The following is a 19,262-nucleotide window of genomic DNA, read 5'->3' on the forward strand; positions in this document are numbered from 1 at the left end:
GGCTCACTTGCCCTGCCAGCGGGGTGTGCGACGTTCCAGGAATGCGCGGGCGCCCTCCGTGGCGTCGGCGCTGGCGAAAACCGTGGTCTGCCAATGCTTCAGGCGTTCGGTGGCCGCGGCGTCGTCGGTGACCGCCAAGCGGGCGAGTTCCTTGGAAGCCGCCAAACCGAGCGGTGCGTTGGCGGCGACAGTGGTCGCGAGGGCAACCGCGGTGTCGAGAACGTCCGCCGGTGCGGCTACCGCGTTCACCAGACCGATCCGCTCGGCGCGCTCGGCATCGATGAGCTGTCCGGTCAGCAGCAATTCGAGAGCGATGCCCAGGGGAATGCGCGTGCCGATACCGGTGCCACCGCCCGCGGCGAAAAGTCCGCGCTTCACCTCGGGGAGCCCGAACTTCGCTGCCGCGGAGGCCACGATCACATCGCAACCCATGAGCAGTTCCAGGCCACCGCCCACCGCGGTGGCATTGGCGGCGCCGATGACCGGAACCGGCGTGCGGCCCGAGGCCATGCGGGCGTAGGCCTCGAGAGCGCTGCGTTCCTCGGGTGACTCCGCGTGTGTGCCGGAGCCGTCGGAGAATTCGCGCAGATCCATCCCGGCACAGAACGCGCGGTCGCCGGTGCCGGTGAGCACCAGTGCGCGGATCTCCGGATCGGTTTCGGCGGTCAGCACCGCCGCGCCGAGACCGCGTAATACGATGCCGTTGAGTGCGTTTCGCGCATCCGGGCGGTTGATCCGTGCGATCAGCACCGCGTCGCGGCGCTCGACGACGACCTGGTCGGTGGATTCGGTGGTGCTCATCGGTACTCCGTACTCTCGGCGAGGTCGGCGGCCTCGCGCATCAACTTCGGCACGATCGGGCCGAAGGACTGCAATTTGACATCGTCTCCGGCGCGCTGGAAACCGCGTTCCAGCACGATCGCCAGCTTCCATTTCGCCAGGATCAGGTAGTAGTCGAGGTCGTCGACCTGGCGGCCGGACACGTCCGCGTAGCGCGCGACCAGTTGGTCGCGCGACGGCATACCGCGCAGATCCACATAACTCACTCCCGCGGCCTCCGGTGCGGAGGTGTCCTCCGGCCAACTCTGCACCATCCAGGCGAGATCGAGTTTCGGATCGCCGACCGTTCCCATCTCCCAGTCGACCAGCGCCGCCAGCCGGGCGGGCGCGCCGTGTTCGAACATGACGTTGGCGAACTGGTAGTCACCGTGCATGAGGCCCGGGATGTAGTCGAGGGGCCGGTGCGCGCGCAGCCATGCGGTGGCCTCGGCCATCCCGTCGAGGTCGCGGCCGCGGTGGCGGGCGAAGAAGTCGGTCCAGCGCTGGACCTGCCGTTCGTGGAAGCCGTCGGGACGGCCCAGATCCTGTAATCCCTTGGCGCGCCAGTCGACTCGCGACAGCAGGGCGATCCCTTCGGCGAGCCGGTAGGCCAGGCCGGCCCGGGCGCCGAGGTCGGTGTCGAACGGCGCCGGCCAGCGTTTGCTGTCCATCGGCGACCAGCCGTCCACATAGCCCATCAGGTAGAAGGTGCGGCCCAGCACGGAATGGTCGGTGCAGACCGCGACCGCGGGCGTATGCGGCACGTCGGTGCCCTCCAGGGCCGCGGTGATCCGCCACTCCCGCTCGATCCCGGCGTCGCGTTCGGGTGGTGCGCCGGCGGGCGGGATGCGCAGGACGCAGCGATGGTCGCCGCGATCGATCAGATAGATCTCGTTCTGGGTGCCGCCGGAGAGGTACCGGGCCTGCGCCGGTTCGCCGCGGCCGGGCAGGTCGCGGGCGTCCATCCACTCGGCGAGGCGGGCGGTGTCGATCACTGGTTACCTACTTCGTGTTCGAGATAGTCGGCGAATTTCGCGCGCGCGGCGTCGAGCTTCTTCGGAATCCACTGGCTGGGCCACAGATCCTCGCTCGGGCGGTACTCGCGCAGTACCTGTTTGGCGACGGTGCCCTTGTGTACCTCGGTGGGCCCGTCGGCCAGCCCCATCACCCCGGCGCCGTGGATCATGGTGAAGAACGGCATCTCGTTGGTGACCCCGAGCGCACCGTGCACCTGCATCGCGCGCCAGGCGATATCGTGCAGCACGGTCGGCATCACGACCTTCACCGCGGCGATGTCCTTGCGCACCTTGCGGTAGTCGTTGTATTTGTCGATCTCCCACGCGGTGTAGAGCACGAACAGCCGGAACTGTTGCAGCTGGGCGTAGGAATCGGCGATATAGCCCTGCACGAACTGTTTGTCCGACAACCGGCTGCCCGCCGTTTCGCGGCTCAGTGCCCGCTCGCACATCATGTCCAGCGCGCTGCGGGCCAGTCCGATGGTGCGCATGGCGTGATGGATGCGGCCACCGCCGAGCCGGGTCTGCGCGATCGCGAACGCCTGTCCGGCGCCGCCGAGCAGTGCCGAATCCGGCACGCGCACATTGTCGTAGTGGATCAGCGCGTGCGCGCCGCCGTCGAGCGGCTCGCCGTAGAGCCCGACATTGCGTTCGATGCGAACACCGGGAGTGTCGGTCGGGACCAGGAACATCGACATGCCTTGGTAGGCACTAACATTCGGGTCGGTCACCACCATGACGATGAGAAAGGCCGCGGTGGCCGCGTTCGAGGAGAAGAACTTCCAGCCGTTGATGATCCAGTCGTCGCCGTCGCGCACGGCGGAGGTGGTGAACCGGGTCGGGTCGGCGCCGGCCTGCGGTTCGGTCATCGAATAGCTGGAAAACAGGTCACCCGCGAGCAGCGGCCGCAGGTAGCGCCGCTTCTGCTCCTCGGTGCCGAAATGCGCGATGATCTCGGCGTTGCCGGTATCGGGCGCCTGGCATCCGAAGATCACCGGCGCCCACGACGACCGCCCCAGAATCTCGTTCAGCAGCGCCAGTTTCAGCTGCCCGTAGCCCTGCCCGCCGAGATCGGGGCCCAGATGCGTGGCCCACAGCCCCTGGTCGCGCACCTGCTGTTTGAGCGGATCGAGCACGGCGCGGCGGGCCGGGTCCGGCGGCACGAACTGCTCGTGCGGCCAGAGCAGGTCGAGCGGTTCGACCTCCTCGCGGACGAACGCATCGGCCCAGTCCAGCTTTTGCTGGAACTGCGGATCGGTCTCGAAGTCCCACGCCATTGCGCCTCCTCCCATTCGGTGGAAATGTGATTCTCATGAAGAAGAATAGCATTCTTGACACGGCGACTGGCATTTCGGCGAGCGGGAACGGATGAGGGCCGCCGACCAGTTCCACATCGGCATCGTCGCCGCGGACGTGGCGGCCACGACCGCGGCGCTGTCGCAGGTGCTGGGCTACGAGTGGGGTATCGAGACGGGCGGGCCGCTCACGGTGGTGTCGTCCTCCGGTGAACAGGCCGTCGATATCCGCTGCGTGTACTCGACGACCGTGCCGCGTGTGGAGGTGATCCGGGCGGTGGCGGGCACCCTGTGGGAACCGGTGTCCGGCAGCGGCATTCACCACGTCGGCTACTGGTCCGACGACGTGGCCGCCGATATCGCGGAACTGGAGCGAACCGGATACACGGTGGAGGCGATGCGGCCGGGTCCCGGCGATGCGCCGCTGTTCGCCTTCCTGAACGGCCCGAACGGCTTCCGCGTCGAATTGCTCACGCGCGCCGCCGAATCCGGCCTGGCCCGCTGCTGGGCGGCGCCGGGCGACGAACGACAGAACGAAGGTGATCGAGGATGACAGCGGTAGGGCTGGTGACCGGCGCGGGACGCGGGATGGGCCTGGAATGTGCCCGCGCGCTGGCGCAACGGGTGGATGTGCTGGTGCTGGCCGATCGGGACGAGGCGGGTGCGGCCGCGGCCGCGCGGCAGCTGACGTCCGGGCATACCCGGGCCGAGGCGTTCGTGGTCGACGTCGCCGATCGCGAGCGGGTCTCGGAACTGGCGGAATATGTCGGCGGCCGAGGGCAATTGCGTGCCGTCGCGCATGCGGCGGGGATCTCGCCCACGATGGCGGACTGGCGCCGCATCTTCACCGTGGACCTGATCGGCACCGTCCACCTGCTGGACGCGTTGCGGCCCCTGGTCGGTCCGGGCACGGCGACGGTGGTGTTCGCCTCGATGGCGCCGCTGCTGGATCCGAACCCACCGGATCCCGCCGCCCTCGCCGTGCTCGACGATCCGCTGCACGAGCATTTCCTCGACCGGATCCGCGAGACCGTGGGCCCGGCGGTGGAGCATCCGGGCATCGCCTACGGGTGGGCCAAACGCGGTGTGCAGCGGCTGGTCTGGCGGGAGGCAGTGCGGCTGGGACTCTCCGGAGGGCGGATCTGCTCGGTTTCGCCCGGCATCATCGACACCCCGCAGGGCCGCCAGGAAGCAGCCGAACACGCGACCATGCGACAGTTGGTCGAGCGCACGCCGCTGCGCCGGGAAGGGCGTCCCGAAGAGGTGGCGGCCGTGGTGGCCTTCGCGCTCTCGGACGCGGCGAGCTTCCTCAACGGCACCGACCTGGTCGTCGACGGCGGCGTGACGGCGGCGCTGCGGGCCGGGCCGGACGCGCGGCGGTGAGCGACGACGTCGCGGCCCGGATCGCCCAGCGGGCACTGGCCGAACGCGGCGCCGCCTACACCGCCGAGGTGCGGCGGCTGCTGGATGCCGGGTTGGCGGTGATGCGGCGCTGCGGCACCGAGTCGCGGCCGCGGGTCGCCGATATCGTCGCCGTCGCCGGCTTGTCCAACGATGCCTTCTACCGGCATTTCGCCTCCAAGGACGCGCTCGTCGCCGCCCTCCTCGAAGACGGAACCGCCCGGCTGCTGGACTATCTGGACCATCGGATGGGCAAGCGGCTCACCCCCGAGGAGGCGGTGCGCGAATGGGTGGACGGCGTGCTGTCCCAAGGGGTCGGCGAGGTCGCCGCGACCACCCGGGCGGTGATGTGGAATGCCGGCGGTCTGGCACAGGGGCTGGTGACCGGACCGCCGGAGGCCAGTGCCCGGCTCGCCGAGTTGTTGCGGGCGCCGTTCGCCGCAGTGGGTTGCGAGCACCCGGATATAAATGCCGCGCTCGCCGCGCACGCGGTGGTGGGCCGCCTCGCCGAACTGCTGTGGCGGCGAGTCGAACCGACCGCGGGGGACGTGGAACGCGTCACCGACTTCTGTCTGCGCGCGGCGCGCCCGGCCCACTGAGGGGCGCGAGTGCGGTGAGCGGCCGTTGTGGTGCGAGCCGCACGGCCGCGACCGGATGGGGCGTTCAGACTCTGGTCTCGGCCATATCCACTTGGCGGGCGGCGTTGGCCAGCGCGGTGACGACGCAGGTGCCGATCCGTCCGGCCCGGTCGTAGAGGGTGGCGGTGCCGACCGCGATGCCGTCGGCCGACATATGGTCCTGCGCATGCAATCCCAGCTCCCGCCCCTCCGGCAGCCGGGTCAGGGTGAGAGTGACGTCGCTGTTGATGTAGCCGACGCCCTCGGTGCCCCAGTTGCAGACCAGATTGGTGGTATCGGCCAGGAACGCCGCGCGCTGGAACGGCGTGATCGCCTCACCCTCGACCAGCGGCGGCAAATTCTGCCAGACCGATTTGCGCTCCCCGTTCTGCGCGGCGGCGAAGTCGCCGGACCAGTCGCCGTCGCCGCATTTGAACAGCGGTGGCTGGCTGGTCGGCGCGTCCAGGCGCCGGTCGGGTACCGGCAGGGACTGTTCGGCCTGCCAGATCCGGCCCGGAGGTTGCTGTGCGACAGCCAGATACATCACCGACGCTCGCACCCGCACCTCGTCCTGCTGGGTGATCCACGCGTCGGCGACGCGCACCCGGGCGCCCGAGCGCACCACCGCACTGTGCACCGTGATCGGTTCGTTCCGCACCGGGCGGAACAGGTCGGCGGTGAGCCGCGCGGGAACGAAACCGGCGCCCGGGCAGTGGGTTTCCAATTCCCGCGCCAGCAGCCCGCAGATCGCGGGCCCGGCCACGTGATCGGGCGACCATTTGCTCACCGCGAAGTCGCCCGCGACGAATCCCCGTTCGTCGCGGCTGAAGAATGCCATCATCGCCTCGGCCCTTCCGTTCCCGGCCCACTCGAATTAGAACACGTTATAGGACCGAATCCGGAGGCTGCTCACCGGTTCCGGTGAAGCTCCCGGTGGATCGAATGTCAGCAACTGTCGTCACCTAGGATCGGATCATGAGTCGATGGGAACCCGATGCGCGCGGCCGCCTCGCCCGAGCGGCCCTCGAGCTGTATTCCGAGCGTGGGTTCGACGAAACGACGGTGGCCGAGATCGCGGAGCGGGCGGGCCTCACCGAACGCACCTTCTTCCGGCATTTCGCCGATAAGCGCGAGGTGCTCTTCGGCGGTCAGGACCTGCTGAGCAGCGCGATCGCGGAAGCGGTGACCACCGCGCCCGCGGATGCGGACCCGATGGCGACCGCGGTCGCCGCGATCCAGGCGGCCGGTGCGCAGATCCCCGATCTGCCGGCGTGGCAACTGCGGCGGCGTGCGGTGATCGCGGCCAACCCCGCGCTGCAGGAGCGGGAACTCAGGAAAATGGCCGTCCTGGGCGGCGAACTGGCCGACGCGCTGCGGACCGCGGGCGTCGCGGAGGCCGACGCGACCCTCTGTGCCCGGGTCGCGGTGACCGTCTTCGGGATCGCCTTCGATCGGTGGGTCGACGGTTCCTCCACGCGCGAATTGTCACACGTTATAGCTGAGGTATTCGCCGAGCTCAGGACCGCCGTAAGCGCCGGACGGACGGTTGCGGAGGGCGAGCGGGCGGGTGACCCGGGGTGACGGACGGCACACGATGTGCATAAGGTGACGAGGAACGACACGTCCAGCCCGACCGATGGAGAACGACGTTGAAGACCAGACTGGGCTGCCCCTGCGGTGAACAGATCGTCGGCACAGACGAAGACGACCTCGTCGAGAAGACGCAGAAGCATCTGGCCGAGAACCACCCCGGCCACGACTACTCGCGCGACGAAATCCTCTTCCTCGCCTACTGATTCTCCGCATCGGCGGCCAGATAGCGCATCGGCGCATAGTTCGCCCAGCCGGTCTCCGGCCAGTTGAACCAGCCCGCCGAGGCGCCGGTACCGCCGTCGGGATGCAGGGTCGTTCCCGTCAGATAAGCCGACAACGCCGAGGCGAGGAACACCACGCAGCCCGAGACGTCGCCGACCTCCCCGGGCCGGCCCAGCGGTATGGCGACCCGCACGCCGAGCGGGTCGGTCATCGCCGCATCGCCGTGCGGCATCCGGTGCAGATTCGGGGTCGGCACGTAATCCGGCGCCACATTGTTGACGCGGATGCCGTCGGGTGCGAGTTCGACCGCGAGCGTGCGGGCGAACTGTTCGACCGCGGCTTTCGCCGCCGAATACACGGCGAAACCCGGTGCGGCCCGGTGTGCCTCGATCGTGGTGATGTTGACGATGCTGCCGCCGCGACCGCCCGCCCGGATTCGCGGTACGGCCAGCGCGCAGGCGTGCAGCACGTGGGTGAGATTGCTGCGCAGCAGCGCCTCCCAGCCGTTGGGGCGGGTGTCGGTGAACGGAGCGCGGAAGGTGCCGCCGACGACGTTGACCAGGATGTCGAGCCGGCCCCACCGCGTCTCGGCCGCGTCGAACACCGCGGCCAGCCGGTCGGGATCGCGAACGTCGCCGTGGACGACGACGCCATCGCATCCCTGCGTGTCCAGTGCCGCGCGCATCCGCTCCACGGCGTCGGCATCGATGTCGATGATCGCCGGGCGCACCCCGTTGGCGGCCAGATCGGTGGCGATCGCGTGACCGAGACCGCCTGCGCCGCCGGTGATCACGGCGACCGTGCCGGCCAGGCCTGCGCGCTGTTCGAACCAGCCCGTGGTCATCGCAGGTAGGTGGCGCCGAAGGCGTCGAGGAAGTCGGTGGTCGCCGCGTGGTCGGCGGTGCGGCTGGACACCACGAGCCAGGTGACGCCCGCCTTCTCCAGTTCGGCGAAGGCCTCGAGGTGGCGATCGGCCGCTGCCGGGTCGAGCAGATCCGGGTCGTGGTAGGAGTAGAGCACGTCGAGATCGCCACTGCGCCCGGCGGATTCGGCGCGCGCCCGCACCTCGGTGATCTGTGCGGCGAGCTGCGCGTGTGATTCGAGCGCAGGGGTGCGGGCGGTGGCGCTGAGCGTGGCGCCGCCGGACATCGGCATCCAGCCCTGGGCGCGGGTCGCGGCGCGCTGGCGGCTGGCGGCGGAGTTGCCACCGATCCAGATCGGAATGGGATCCTGCACCGGCCGCGGCCGGGCGATCACCTCCCGGGCATCGAAATGCCGGCCGCGATAGCTGAACGGCTCGCCGCGCCAATGCAGCGGCAACACCTCGAGCGCCTCGTCCAACAGGACGTTGCGTTCCTCGAAATCGACTCCCAGCGCGTGGAATTCGCTCTTCTGATAGCCCGCGCCCACGCCCAGGATCAGCCGGCCGCCGGAGAGTTTGTCGACCGTCGCGGCGGCCTTCGCCAGCAGGAACGGATTGCGGTAGGGCGCGACCGCCAGATAGGTGAGCAGCCGCAGCCGTTCGGTCGCGGCCGCCACATAACCGAGCGCGACCAGTGAATCCAGGGTCTGGTGCCCGCCGTTGTCCAGCCAGCGTGCTCCGGGGATCGGGTGCTCGCTGAGTGACAGGCCGTGAAATCCGCACCGCTCGGCCGTGATCGCGACCTCGCGCAGTGGTCCGGCGTCGAGGACATCGCCGTCGGGTCCCCCGGTCTCCGGATAGTGAAAGATGAAACGCAGGCTCACACATCGAGAGTATCATTCTCGTGATTGCGTAATTAGATTCTCCGCACTGCTCGAACGGGAGGACTGCCGATGGGCGCCGCGCCGATGACTCCGGGCCGGTATGCCGAACGCTGTCCCGATCGGCCCGCGATCGTGATGGGCGAGAGCGGGGAGACGGTGACCTACGCGCAACTGGAACAGCGGTCGCGCGCCAGTGCGCAGGCCCTGCGCCGTCGCGGTCTCGCGGTCGGCGGCCATCTCGCGATCCTGGCCGAGAACACACGGTCGTTTCTCGAAATCGCCTGGGCCGCACAGCGGTGCGGTCTCTACTACACCGCGATCAACCGGCATCTGCGCGCGGGCGAGGTGCAGTACGTCCTCGACGACTGCGGTGCGACCGCGCTGGTCACCACGGCGGCGCAGGCCGAGGTGGTGACCGGGCTGGATCTGCGCCGAATCACGGTGAAGATCTGTGCCGCAGGCGATCTCGACGGTTTCGAACGGTACGACAACCTGCTCGCCGCCGAATCCGGCGACCGGCTGCCGGACGAATGTGAGGGCCGGGAGATGTTGTACTCCGGCGGCACCACCGGGCGTCCGAAAGGGGTGCGTAAACCGCTGCCGGCCACCGCACTCGGGGATCCGCAGGCGCCGCCGGTGCAGATCGCGCGCGGTCTGCTCGCCGCGGGGGCGTGCGAGGACGCGGTCTACCTGTCACCGGCTCCGCTGTATCACGCCGCGCCGCTGGTCTTCGCCATGTCGTGGCAGCGCCTCGGCGCCACCGTAATCGTGATGGAACGGTTCGATCCGCGCCGCTGCCTGGAACTGATCGAGCGCCACCGGGTCACGCACACCCAGATGGTGCCGACGATGTTCGTGCGCATGTTGCGGCTGCCCGACGCCGAGCGCCGCCGATACGACGTGTCGAGCCTGGTCGATGTGGTGCATTCCGCGGCGCCGTGCCCGGTGCCGGTCAAGCGGCAGATGCTCGACTGGCTGGGACCGATCGTCAACGAGTACTACTCGGGCACCGAGGATATCGGCAACACCTACATCGGCGCGCGGGACTGGCTGACCCATCCGGGTTCGGTCGGCCGCCCGGCGCAGCCCTGTCATATCGTGGGCGCGGACGGGCGGGAGGTGCCGGTGGGTGATACGGGGGTCGTGTACTTCGAGGGCGGGCGGCCCTTCGCATACCACAACGATCCCGAGCGCACGGCCGCCGCGGCAGGACCGCACGGATGGCGAACCCTCGGCGATGTCGGCCGCCTCGACGAGGACGGTTTCCTGTATCTGACCGACCGGCTGTCGCACATGATCGTGTCCGGCGGTGTGAACATCTACCCGCAGGAGGCCGAGAATGTGCTCGCGGCCCATCCCGCGGTCCTCGACGTCGCGGTGATCGGCGTACCCGACCCCGAGATGGGGGAGGCGGTGAAAGCGGTCGTGCAACCGGTGGATTCGGCCTCCGCGGGCCCCGCACTGGCCGCCGAACTGATAGCCCTGTGTCGTGCCGAACTCGCCGGGTACAAATGCCCGCGCACCGTGGACTTCGCCGCCGAGCTGCCCCGCGACCCGAACGGCAAACTGTACAAACGACTACTGCGGCAACACTATTGGGATGGTCACGAGAGCCGGATTATTTGAGCTGCTCGCGTCCTCGCTCGATCACCCGCGCCCCGTATTCGGCCATGCGGGCGGTGCCGGGCGACCAGGTTTCGGCCATGACGCCCTCGAGCAGCTGCGCGCGGAGCTCGTCTTCGTCGGCCAGGGCGAAGTAGTGCCGCAGTAGTCGGGTGACGGCCTCGCGGTCAGCGGCCAGTATCTCGGCGGCGAGGGAGTGCGTGAACGGCAGCAATTGCGCGTGGGGCACAACATGATTGACGAGCCCATAGGCGAGTGCGTCGGCGGCGGTGAGGAAATTGCCCGTCAGTGACAGTTCGACGGCCCTGCGCCGGCCGACCGTCCGGGTGAGTCCGACCGTGACCCCGCCGCCGGGCATCATGCCCATCCGGGCGTGGGTGTCGGCGAACCGCGCTCGCTCGGAGGCGATGAGAAAGGTGCACTGCAGGGCCAATTCCAGCCCGCCCGCGACGCATGCGCCGTTGATCGCGCCGATGACCGGTTTGTCGATCACCGGCAAAAATCGGAACAGGCCGTCGGCTCCGCGGCCCGGGCCCGAGCCCGGGGAGCGGGCGGGCCGGCCGGGCGTGTGCGCGGCGGCGGCGCCGATATCGATACCCGCGCAGAAGGCCGGATCGGCTCCGGTGACCACGACGGCGCCCACATCGGGATCCGCGCCCGCGTCGGCGACCGCATCCCACACCGCGTCCATCAGCGCGTGGTCGAGCGCATTGCGGACCGCCGGACGGTGCAGCGTCACGGTCGTGATGCCGCCCGCGTGCTCGACGACGACCAAGGGCTCGGCCATGCGCTGCTCCATTCGAATCAGAACGTCCATCTTTATCTATGAGAATAATGTTCTCATCGTGAAATGGGAGGTGCCCCGTGCGAATCGACACCACGATCGGCGCGCTGGACGACGCCGCGGCGCGAGTTCGCGCACTCGAAGGGCTCGGCTTCGACGGGGTCTGGGCGGGTGAGATGAACGGTGACCCGTTCCTGTCCCTCGCCGTCGCGGCGCAGTGCAGCGACCGTATCGGCCTGGGCACCTCCGTCGCCGTGGCGCTCGCCCGTTCGCCGATGACCGTGGCCTACGCCGCCGACGACCTGCAGCGCTTCTCCGGTGGACGGCTGCGCCTGGGCCTCGGCTCGCAGGTGCGCGCGCATATCGAACGGCGCTTCGCGATGCCGGCCGATCGTCCGGCCGCGCGGATGCGCGAATACGTCCTGGCGTTACGGGCCATCTGGGCGCACTGGCACGAGGGCGCGCCGCTGGCATTCGAGGGCGAATTCACTCGGCATACCCTGATGCCGCGCGACTTCGTCCCGCCCGCACACGATTTCGGCGCGCCGCCGATTCTGCTCGCGGGTGTCGGGCCGGCCATGACCCGCGTCGCGGCCGAGGTCGCCGACGGCTTCATCTGTCACGGCTTCACCACCGCCCGCTGGATCCGCGAACGCACCCTGCCCGCGCTCGGCGCTGCCGCGATGCGCGACGACTTCGAGCTCGTCGCAACGCCTTTCGTCGTCACGGGCACCGGTGAGCAGATCGATCGCGGTGTCGCGACGCTGCGGCGCCGGCTGGCCTTCTACGCCTCCACCCCCGCCTATCGTCCGCTGTTCGACCTGCACGGCTGGGGCGGGGTGAATGCCGAACTGACCGCCCTGTCGAAAGCCGGGCGCTGGGATCGGATGGCGGAGTCGATCACCGACGACATGGTCGAGGCTTTCGCCGTCGTGGCCGCGGTGCAGGACCTGCCGGAGCGGCTGGGGGCCCGCTTCGGTGGCCTGCTCACCCGGCTCTCGTTCGCACCGCCCCGCGATATGCCGGCCGACGAGGTGGCCGATCTGGTCCGGCGGATCCGGCAGGCCTGCGACACATGACGGATCAGTCCGGGCGCGGCCACGGCCGGCCGTCGAGGCGCTCGATATCGGTGTTGAGCCGGCACAGATAGGTCGCGAAGTCGGCGACGTCGGCGGCGGGCCAGGTGTGCAGCACGCGGTCGAGGCTCGCGACCGTGGCGGCCACGGTCTGCTCCAGCCGGCGGGCACCCGCCTCGGTGACCCGGAACTTGCGGGCCGGGCCGCCGTCCGGATCGGCGATGCGGTCCACCAGCCCGGCGCGCACCAATGCCGCCGTCTGCCGGTTGAGCGTGGAGGTGTCGAGACCGAAGGCGGCGCTGAGCTGACCGATCGACATCGGCCCCTGCATCGTCAGCCGGCTCAGTAGGACATAGGCGCTGCGCTCGAGACCGCACCGATCGCGCCGGCTCATCTGATAGCGGCTGAGCAGCATGGTCTCGAATTCGACCGCCGCGATGGGTCGTTCCACGGCGCCCTCCTCTCGTGCGCGACCGAGACGGGTATCACAGCTCGCGCGGGTACACCGTCGAATGCCTCATGGATCGTGACCTCGACGCTGCTGGCCGCTGCCGCCGAGGTCGCCGAACCGGTCACGGCACGGGCCTGAGGCGCTGGTCGGCCGGGTCAACCGGCCGACCAGCCGCCGTCCACCGGCACCACCGCGCCGTTGATGAACGAGGCGGCGTCGGAGGCGAGGAACACGGCGACCTCGGCCATCTGTTCGGGTTCGGCGATACCGCGCATCAGCGACATCACCGGCTGCAGCCGGGTCACCCCATCGAGATCCCATTCCGGGGTGGGCCCGGCGACACCGGTCATCGTCGGGCCGGGCAGGATCGCATTGCAGCGGATGCCGTCCCCGGCATGGATCCAGGCCACGTTGCGGGTCAGCCCCACCACTCCGTGTTTGGCGGCGGTATAGGCGATTCCCGCCGCGCCGCCACGGATTCCGGCCTCGGAGGCGGTGTTGACGATCGAACCGATGCCCTGGTCGAGCATATGGGGCAGCACCGCGCGGGTCATGAGGAAGGTGCCGGTGAGATTGACCGCGACGGTGCGTTCCCAGGTGGTCACCGGGGTGTCGGCCGGCAGGGCCATCTTGTCCATGATTCCGGCGTTGTTGCACAGCACGTCGATGCGGCCGAAGGTGTCCATCGCGGTGCGGGTCGCGCGGGCGACGTCGATTTCGTCGGAGATGTCGACGACTACCGGAATCGCGGCCGCGCCGATCTCCGCGGCGGTACCCTGGGCGCCGTCGGAACTGATATCGGCGGCCACGACCATGGCGCCGCATTTGGCGAATGCGATGGCCATGGCCCGCCCGATTCCGGAGCCGGCCCCCGTGACGATGGCCACCCGATTGTGAAAGTTGCTGGTGCTCAACGGTGTTCCCTCCTCGGTGCGCTGCGGGGCCGCCGGCACGTGTCGACGTCGCCGTTTCAACCGGACATCACTGTCCGGTTGGTAGTGTAGGCCGGTGACCGAGCAGCGTCGAGTGAATCGTGGACCCGGCGCGGCCGCCGCCAATCGAGCGGCTCTGATCGCCGCGGCCCGCGAGGTGTTCGCCGAATCGGGTTTCGAGGCGCCGCTGAATCTGATCGCGCGCCGCGCGGGCGTGGGGCAGGGCAGTCTGTATCGGCACTTCGCCGACCGGGAATCGCTCGCGCTGGCGGTCTTCGAGGACAATGTGGTGGGACTGGAAGCCTATGCGGCACAGGCTGATACCGGATTGGATCAGCTTCTGGAGCGGATCGTGGACCAGGTGGTCACCTCGATCGCGTTCGTCGAATTGATCGATCCGTCGCTGACCGACGGGCGGCTGGCGCGGATGAGCAGCCGGGTGGCGGCACTACTGGGGGACCATCTCGACAACGCCCGGGCGTGCGGCCGTGTTCGCCCCGATCTGACGTGTCAAGACCTCATGCTCGCGTTGGCGATGCTGGCCGCACTGCTGACGCGGGCGGAGGCGGAGGAACGCCGGGTGCTGGCCGCCCGCGGGTGGTCGCTGATCGAACAGGGGTTGCGAGCCTGATGGGCATCAACCGGACCGGACGGCGGAGCTGTCGTCTCGACCGAACGGCGCCGCGGAGATGGCGGCGTCGAGTACGCCGAGGCTGCCGCCGAGTTCGGCGGTGAGGGCGCGGACCACCGCGACGTCCTTGCGCAGGAATTCGCCCACCGCGTCGCCGAATTCGGTGACGGACTTCTTCGCGGCGATGCTGGTCACGACACGTCCGGAGGAACTGGCATGCGGCAGCGCCGACAGCAGAGCCGCCTCCGTGACGCCCAACTGGCCCGCCAGTCGCACCGCCGCGGCGACCAGTCCCGCCTGCGCCGCGAACAGCGCGTTGTTGACCAGCTTCACCCGCTGGCCCGCGCCGAGCGCGCCGACGTGCAGGATCGGATCGGCGTAGGCGGACAGCACCGGCCGCAGATCGGCGGCGGTCTCGTCGTCGGTGCCGAGGAAGACCGTCAGCGTACCCGCGGCGATATCGTGCGGTCCGCCGCTGACCGGTGCGTCGGCCACCCGCACAGCATGCGACACCGCCTGTGCGGCAACGGCGTGCGCGGTGCGCGGATCGCCGGTCGTGTGCAAGGCCAGAATCGACCCGGGGGGCATGGCCGCGGACAGTTCGCCGTCGAGACAGACCTCGCGCACCTGCTCGTCGGAGAACAGGCACATCAGCACTGCGTAAGCCCCGGCGGCGGCCTCGGCGGGGGTGTCCACCGCGCGGGCGCCCGCCGCGGTCACCGCGTCGCGAACCTCGCTGCGCCGCACCGCGACCCGGACCTCGTGCCCGGCCGCGGCGAGGCGCCGCACCATCGGCAGGCCCATCCGCCCGGCGCCGACGAATCCGATCCGCATCCCGGTCACCGCCGCTGATTCATCAGCGCCAGGGTGGCGTCCGCGGCGGTGAGGACGACGCCGGGATCGGCCCCCGCCGCATCGGCCAGGCTAGCCACCAGGGAGACGTCCTTGCGCAGCAGCGCACCGGCGTACTGGGCGAGCCGATCGAGGCTCACCCCGGCGTCGACGATGCGCCCGAGCGCGAAACTGTTCGCGGTGCCGTGCGCGATCACCTCGCCCAGCCGCGCCGGATCCACGCCCAGGCCCGCGCCCAGGGTGAAGGTGCTCATCGCGGTCGCGAGGTTCGCGGTGAACAGCAGATTGTTGAGCAGCTTGGTGACCTGTCCGGAGCCGACCTCGCCGAGATGCACCACCGGGTCGGCGTAGCTGTCGAATACGGGCCGGCAGCGCTGCACGACCTCGGCGTCACCACCGGCCATCACCAGCAGCCGCCCGGCCTCGGCCGCCGGCCCGCCGCCGCTGACCGGCGCGTCGATCAGCGAGATGTTCTGCACCGCAGCGATTTTCGCCAGTTCGCGGCAGGTGTCGGGATGTACCGTGCTGTGCACGGCCACCACACCGCCCGCGGACATCCCCGCGAGCACGCCGTGTTCGCCGGTGAGGACCCCGCGCACGTCGTCGTCGCCGACCACGCAGACACAGACCAGATCGCTGCCGGCGCCCAGTGCCGCCGGCGTCTCGGCGGTCGCCGCGCCGGACTCCGCGAACGGCTCGAGGGTGGCGGCCCGGCGGGCCCACAGCGTCGTCGGATATCCGGCCGCGATGATGCGCCGCGCCATGGGGCCGCCCTGACTGCCCAATCCGATGAATCCGACTCGCATATCCGTACCTCTTCCGTCGAATGCCGCTGTCACGCCGTCGTTTCCGGCTGCTGCGCGGGAGCCGGTGCCGGACGCCAGAAGGTCGCCAGCAGCCCGGCCGTCGCGACCACGGCCACCCCCGCCGCGATCGCACCGCCCGCCCAGCCCACGACCTCGATATCGGTGGCGTGGTCGAGCGAGAGCCATCCCGGGCCCAGCATGGCCGCGGCCAAGGCGGTGACCGCGAGCACCAGTACGTACTCGTAGCCCTCCTTGAAGACGAAGAATCCGTTGGGGCGATGCGCCAGCAGCCCCGCCACGAGCATCACCGAGATGATCGCCGCACACGCCAGCGGCGTGAACAGGCCCATGATCAGCAATGCGCCCGCACCGATTTCGGTGACGACACTCAGCCAGGCCTGCAGGATGCCGTTGCGCAACCCGAGCCCGGCGAACCAGCGGGCGGTCCCGTCGATGCGACCACCGCCGCGCCAATGGTTGTAGCCGTGCGCGATCATGGTCGCGCCGACCACCAGGCGCAACAGCAGCAGTGCCACGTCGGCGACATCCATCTTCGCCTCACCTTCCGGGCCGCGTACCGTCGGCCCCGTCGAATTGGGTTGCAGAGCAGGAGAACCCGTCACCGGCGGCGAGCAGGCACTCCTCGGCGAAGGCCAGCACCCCCAGGTGGTAGGCGCGCGCGGAACGGCCCACGCTCAGGTTGTGCCCGCTGCCCGGCTGCCGGTTGAGTACCACCCGGGGCGCCGCGGTGAACGCCGTGCCGGCATGCGCCATCCCGTCCGGGTCGTTGCGCCACACCCGTTCGTGATCGCCGAGGGTGAAGCGCACCGGCACGCGGATCCGACCGGCGAGGGCCGGGAATTCGGTATCGGCCCAGTCGGTGACGGTCGCCGCTTCCAGCCGGGGTCCGTTCGCGGCGATCGCCGCGCCGCCGACCAGGTCGGGCGGATACAGCCGGGCCGGTTGCCAGAGCAGTTCGTTGAGTCCACGCGGTCGCGCACCGGGCCCGCGCGGCCCGGACAACATCGTCGCGGCCGCGGCGCTGTATTCGCGTCCGGTACCGGCTACTTCGAGGCCCAGCAGGTCGCGGCCGCGATCGTCGGCGGCCATCCGCAGGGCCAGCTCGCACCCGGCCGAGTGGGCGATCAGCAGTATGCCCGCATCGCGCGCGTCGGGAAGCAGTTGTGCCACCGCCGAATACATCAGGTCGACGCGCCGCCGCGGATCCCACAGCCGATCGGCGTGCGGTGCCGACGCACCGTAGCCCGGCCGGTCCAGCGCCAGCACGGTGAAGCCGAGGTCGCGGGCGGTGTGCAGCAGCGACAACTCGGGGTGTCCCGGACAGTCGAAGTAGACCGAGGTGGTAGCGCCGCCGTGCAGCGCGACCAGCACCGCACGCGGCTCTCGCGCCCGCATCAGAAGTCCCGACACCGCGATCCCGCCTGCCTCGGTCACCACCCGCTCCGGTGCCGTGGAGGAACGGTGTGCATCGAGTAGATGCGGCAGTCCGTCGGACGCGGCAGCGATGGGTATGGACGCGCTGTGCTGTGCTCTCGGGCGGGGTGTCGCGGCCGCCACATGGAGATGCCGCGCGGTCCGTGCATGATGGTGCTCCGCCGCTGCCGGCAGCCGGCCGTCCGCCTCCGGCGTGCCGGTCTGCTTCGCTGCCGGCGTGATGGGCCGGCTCGCTGCTGGGGCGGGCTGCTCCGCGGCCGCGGTCATCGCTCGCTCCGCAGCAGCAGCACGCCGCTCGGAGTCAACCCACCGCTGCTGGTGACCGCCACCCGCGCGCCGGCGACCTGACGCGGCCCGCATTCACCGCGCAGCTGGGCGACCGCCTCGTGGATCAGGCCCATGCCGTGGGTGCGTCCGTGCGAGAGCTGCCCGCCGTGGGTGTTGAGCGGCAGAAGTCCGTCGCGCGCGATGTTCTTACCGCCGTCGAGGAAGTCCTTCGCCTCGCCGATCTTGCAGAAGCCCAGTGCCTCGATCCAGGACAGGCAGTTGAAGCTGAAGCCGTCGTAGAGTTCGGCGACGTCGACGTCCTCGGGCCGCAGATCGGTGCGCGACCACAGATGCGCCGACTGCCCGAGCACCTGCGGTTCGTGGGTGAGGGTGCTCTGGTCCCACTCCACCCGCTCCAGGATCTGAGTGCCCACGGCCTCCACGTACACCGGGGGTTTGGCCAGATCGGCAGCGGCATCGGCGGCCGAGACGATCACCGCCACCGCGCCGTCGCAGGGCACGTCGCAGTCGTAGAGGCCGAACGGACTGGTCACCGGCCGTGCCGACAGGTAATCGTCCATGGTGAGCGGATCCCGGTACACCGCAGTGGGATTCAGCGCGGCATTGGCACGCTGGTTCAGCGCGATCCAGCCCAGCGTCTCCTTGGTCGTGCCGTAGCGATGGAAGTGCCGCTGCGCGTTCTGGGCGAGGGTGTGCGCCGCGGAGGTCGCCCCGAACGGCAGCTGCCAGCTGGGGGTGCGGCCACCGCCCAGCGGTGCCGTCGCACCGGCGCGGATCAGTTCGTTGTAGGTGGCCTCCCACACCGTCCGGAAGCACAGCACGTGCCGGGCCAGTCCACCCGCGACGGCCAGCATCGCCGCGATCACCGAGCCACCCGGCCCGAAGGTTTCGATGCCGCCGTTGTACCAGACCGGCCGCAGCCCCAGCGCCGACTCGAGGGCGGTCACCCCGCCCTCACCGAATCCGCCGACGTTCCCGCCGCCCGGGTACGAGGAGATTCCGTCGATATCGGCCATCGTGAGCCCGGCGTCCGCGATCGCGCGTTCACAGGCCTGCACGGTCAGCGCCAGCGGGGGAACCATCAGCCGCCGTCCGATCTCGGACATTCCGATGCCGGTCAGCGCCACCCGATCCTCGAATTTGGCGGCGGAGACCCGAGGCCGGACGTGCTCGGCGAAGCGGTCGGGGTCGATCTCGTCGGCCGGCAGCGGTGCCGGCTCCGGTTGTTCGGCCGTGGGCCGGAACAACGGAAGCCACACGTCCTCGTGCTGTTCGAACACCACCTCCATCCGCATACCGAGCACCAGGTCGGCGGCGTCGCAGCCGATGACGGTGGTGGTCAGGCGAATTCGCGGATCCTCCACCAGCGCGACCTGCCCGACCACATACGGCGGTGGCAGCCCCGGCAGTCCGAACCGCTCGTTGTGCGTGAAGCCGATGAGCGTCGCCACACCGGAGACTTCCCGCACCCCCATCTCGGTGCCCCGGCAATAGCGGCACACCGGCTGCGGCGGATGGATCAGCTCGGCGCAGGTCCGGCACTGCTGGATGCGCAGCCGATCGTCGGCGCCGGCGGTCCAGAAGAACTCGTTCTGCGCGGTGAGTTGCGGTAGCGGCCGCCCGGACGCGGTGGTCACCTCACGCCTCCTGCTTGT

The 19,262-nt window shown here is 69.9% G+C and carries 22 protein-coding genes; 8 read left to right on the forward strand and 14 right to left on the reverse strand.

The window, feature by feature from the left end:
- Window positions 1-3: 3 nt before the first annotated feature.
- The 3 genes from A5789_RS31415 to A5789_RS31425 are packed head-to-tail and all read right to left on the reverse strand — an operon-like array spanning window position 4 to window position 3,112.
- Window positions 4-801: an enoyl-CoA hydratase-related protein gene (locus tag A5789_RS31415; RefSeq protein ID WP_064904850.1), complete on the reverse strand. Its 798-nt coding sequence runs from the start codon at window positions 799-801 to the stop codon at window positions 4-6.
- Window positions 798-1,814 (reverse strand): phosphotransferase family protein, encoded by a 1,017-nt coding sequence (locus A5789_RS31420; protein ID WP_231953354.1) that lies wholly within the window; start codon window positions 1,812-1,814, stop codon window positions 798-800. Before A5789_RS31420 ends, A5789_RS31415 begins: the two co-directional genes overlap by 4 nt.
- Window positions 1,811-3,112, reverse strand: a complete 1,302-nt coding sequence (locus A5789_RS31425; protein WP_063019610.1) for an acyl-CoA dehydrogenase family protein — start codon at window positions 3,110-3,112, stop codon at window positions 1,811-1,813. Before A5789_RS31425 ends, A5789_RS31420 begins: the two co-directional genes overlap by 4 nt.
- 91 nt (window positions 3,113-3,203) lie before the next feature.
- On the opposite strand from A5789_RS31425, the gene A5789_RS31430 reads away from it, so the two are divergent.
- From A5789_RS31430 to A5789_RS31440, 3 genes are read left to right on the forward strand one after another with little or no spacing between them, the layout of a single operon-like run.
- Window positions 3,204-3,683: a VOC family protein gene (locus A5789_RS31430; protein ID WP_063019608.1), complete on the forward strand. Its 480-nt coding sequence runs from the start codon at window positions 3,204-3,206 to the stop codon at window positions 3,681-3,683.
- Window positions 3,680-4,513, forward strand: a complete 834-nt coding sequence (locus A5789_RS31435; protein ID WP_064904848.1) for an SDR family oxidoreductase — start codon at window positions 3,680-3,682, stop codon at window positions 4,511-4,513. The genes A5789_RS31430 and A5789_RS31435 overlap by 4 nt, the downstream gene beginning before the upstream one ends.
- The gene (locus tag A5789_RS31440; protein ID WP_064904846.1) at window positions 4,510-5,130 is read left to right on the forward strand and encodes a TetR/AcrR family transcriptional regulator; all 621 of its coding nucleotides are present in this window, start codon (window positions 4,510-4,512) and stop codon (window positions 5,128-5,130) included. The genes A5789_RS31435 and A5789_RS31440 overlap by 4 nt, the downstream gene beginning before the upstream one ends.
- A 64-nt stretch (window positions 5,131-5,194) precedes the next feature.
- Here A5789_RS31440 and A5789_RS31445 read toward each other — a convergent pair whose 3' ends face one another.
- On the reverse strand, window positions 5,195-5,989 hold the full coding sequence (locus A5789_RS31445; RefSeq protein ID WP_064904844.1) for an acyl-CoA thioesterase domain-containing protein: 795 nt from the start codon (window positions 5,987-5,989) through the stop codon (window positions 5,195-5,197).
- A 134-nt stretch (window positions 5,990-6,123) separates the two neighbouring features.
- Here A5789_RS31445 and A5789_RS31450 point away from each other — a divergent pair, with 134 nt between their 5' ends.
- Both A5789_RS31450 and A5789_RS31455 read left to right on the forward strand, forming a co-directional pair.
- Window positions 6,124-6,729 carry a TetR family transcriptional regulator gene (locus A5789_RS31450; RefSeq protein ID WP_064904842.1) on the forward strand — a complete coding sequence of 202 codons (606 nt, stop codon included), beginning with the start codon at window positions 6,124-6,126 and terminating at the stop codon, window positions 6,727-6,729.
- 68 nt (window positions 6,730-6,797) lie between these two features.
- Window positions 6,798-6,944 carry a DUF1059 domain-containing protein gene (locus A5789_RS31455; RefSeq protein WP_063820473.1) on the forward strand — a complete coding sequence of 49 codons (147 nt, stop codon included), beginning with the start codon at window positions 6,798-6,800 and terminating at the stop codon, window positions 6,942-6,944.
- Here the strand turns inward: A5789_RS31455 and A5789_RS31460 are convergent.
- Window positions 6,938-7,807: an SDR family NAD(P)-dependent oxidoreductase gene (locus A5789_RS31460; protein WP_064904839.1), complete on the reverse strand. Its 870-nt coding sequence runs from the start codon at window positions 7,805-7,807 to the stop codon at window positions 6,938-6,940. The two genes, A5789_RS31455 and A5789_RS31460, sit on opposite strands and share 7 nt — an antisense overlap.
- Window positions 7,804-8,709, reverse strand: a complete 906-nt coding sequence (locus tag A5789_RS31465; protein ID WP_197516779.1) for an LLM class F420-dependent oxidoreductase — start codon at window positions 8,707-8,709, stop codon at window positions 7,804-7,806. Before A5789_RS31465 ends, A5789_RS31460 begins: the two co-directional genes overlap by 4 nt.
- Window positions 8,710-8,778: 69 nt before the next feature.
- Between A5789_RS31465 and A5789_RS31470 the strand changes: the two genes are divergently transcribed.
- Window positions 8,779-10,335, forward strand: a complete 1,557-nt coding sequence (locus A5789_RS31470) for an acyl-CoA synthetase (RefSeq protein WP_082941091.1) — start codon at window positions 8,779-8,781, stop codon at window positions 10,333-10,335.
- On the opposite strand, the gene A5789_RS31475 is transcribed toward A5789_RS31470, so the two are convergent.
- Window positions 10,328-11,119, reverse strand: coding sequence for an enoyl-CoA hydratase (locus A5789_RS31475; protein WP_064904910.1), 792 nt, complete (start codon window positions 11,117-11,119; stop codon window positions 10,328-10,330). The genes A5789_RS31470 and A5789_RS31475 overlap by 8 nt on opposite strands.
- 77 nt (window positions 11,120-11,196) lie before the next feature.
- Here A5789_RS31475 and A5789_RS31480 point away from each other — a divergent pair, with 77 nt between their 5' ends.
- Entirely contained in the window at window positions 11,197-12,195 is a 999-nt protein-coding gene (locus A5789_RS31480; RefSeq protein WP_064904837.1) for a TIGR03617 family F420-dependent LLM class oxidoreductase, read from the forward strand.
- Window positions 12,196-12,199: 4 nt separating this feature from the next.
- Here the strand turns inward: A5789_RS31480 and A5789_RS31485 are convergent, their stop codons facing one another.
- Both A5789_RS31485 and A5789_RS31490 read right to left on the reverse strand, forming a co-directional pair.
- Window positions 12,200-12,643, reverse strand: a complete 444-nt coding sequence (locus A5789_RS31485) for a MarR family winged helix-turn-helix transcriptional regulator (RefSeq protein WP_064904835.1) — start codon at window positions 12,641-12,643, stop codon at window positions 12,200-12,202.
- Between the two features lie 155 nt (window positions 12,644-12,798).
- Window positions 12,799-13,557, reverse strand: coding sequence for an SDR family NAD(P)-dependent oxidoreductase (locus A5789_RS31490; protein ID WP_082941103.1), 759 nt, complete (start codon window positions 13,555-13,557; stop codon window positions 12,799-12,801).
- A 94-nt stretch (window positions 13,558-13,651) separates the two neighbouring features.
- Here A5789_RS31490 and A5789_RS31495 point away from each other — a divergent pair, with 94 nt between their 5' ends.
- Entirely contained in the window at window positions 13,652-14,206 is a 555-nt protein-coding gene (locus tag A5789_RS31495) for a TetR/AcrR family transcriptional regulator (RefSeq protein ID WP_082941092.1), read from the forward strand.
- A 6-nt stretch (window positions 14,207-14,212) separates the two neighbouring features.
- On the opposite strand, the gene A5789_RS31500 is transcribed toward A5789_RS31495, so the two are convergent.
- The 5 genes from A5789_RS31500 to A5789_RS31520 form a co-directional block, all read right to left on the reverse strand.
- Window positions 14,213-15,040: an NAD(P)-dependent oxidoreductase gene (locus A5789_RS31500; protein WP_064904831.1), complete on the reverse strand. Its 828-nt coding sequence runs from the start codon at window positions 15,038-15,040 to the stop codon at window positions 14,213-14,215.
- A gap of 5 nt (window positions 15,041-15,045) precedes the next feature.
- Entirely contained in the window at window positions 15,046-15,864 is an 819-nt protein-coding gene (locus A5789_RS31505; RefSeq protein WP_064904829.1) for an NAD(P)-dependent oxidoreductase, read from the reverse strand.
- Between the two features lie 29 nt (window positions 15,865-15,893).
- Complete coding sequence (locus A5789_RS31510; RefSeq protein ID WP_064904827.1) at window positions 15,894-16,415, reverse strand: DoxX family protein; 522 nt, start codon at window positions 16,413-16,415, stop codon at window positions 15,894-15,896.
- A 7-nt stretch (window positions 16,416-16,422) separates the two neighbouring features.
- Entirely contained in the window at window positions 16,423-17,319 is an 897-nt protein-coding gene (locus A5789_RS31515) for an alpha/beta hydrolase (RefSeq protein WP_181063921.1), read from the reverse strand.
- A 263-nt stretch (window positions 17,320-17,582) separates the two neighbouring features.
- Window positions 17,583-19,244 (reverse strand): zinc ribbon domain-containing protein, encoded by a 1,662-nt coding sequence (locus A5789_RS31520; protein ID WP_064904825.1) that lies wholly within the window; start codon window positions 19,242-19,244, stop codon window positions 17,583-17,585.
- Window positions 19,245-19,262: the final 18 nt, after the last annotated feature.

The organism is Nocardia sp. 852002-51101_SCH5132738, from assembly GCF_001665695.1.
GTDB lineage: Bacteria > Actinomycetota > Actinomycetes > Mycobacteriales > Mycobacteriaceae > Nocardia > Nocardia nova.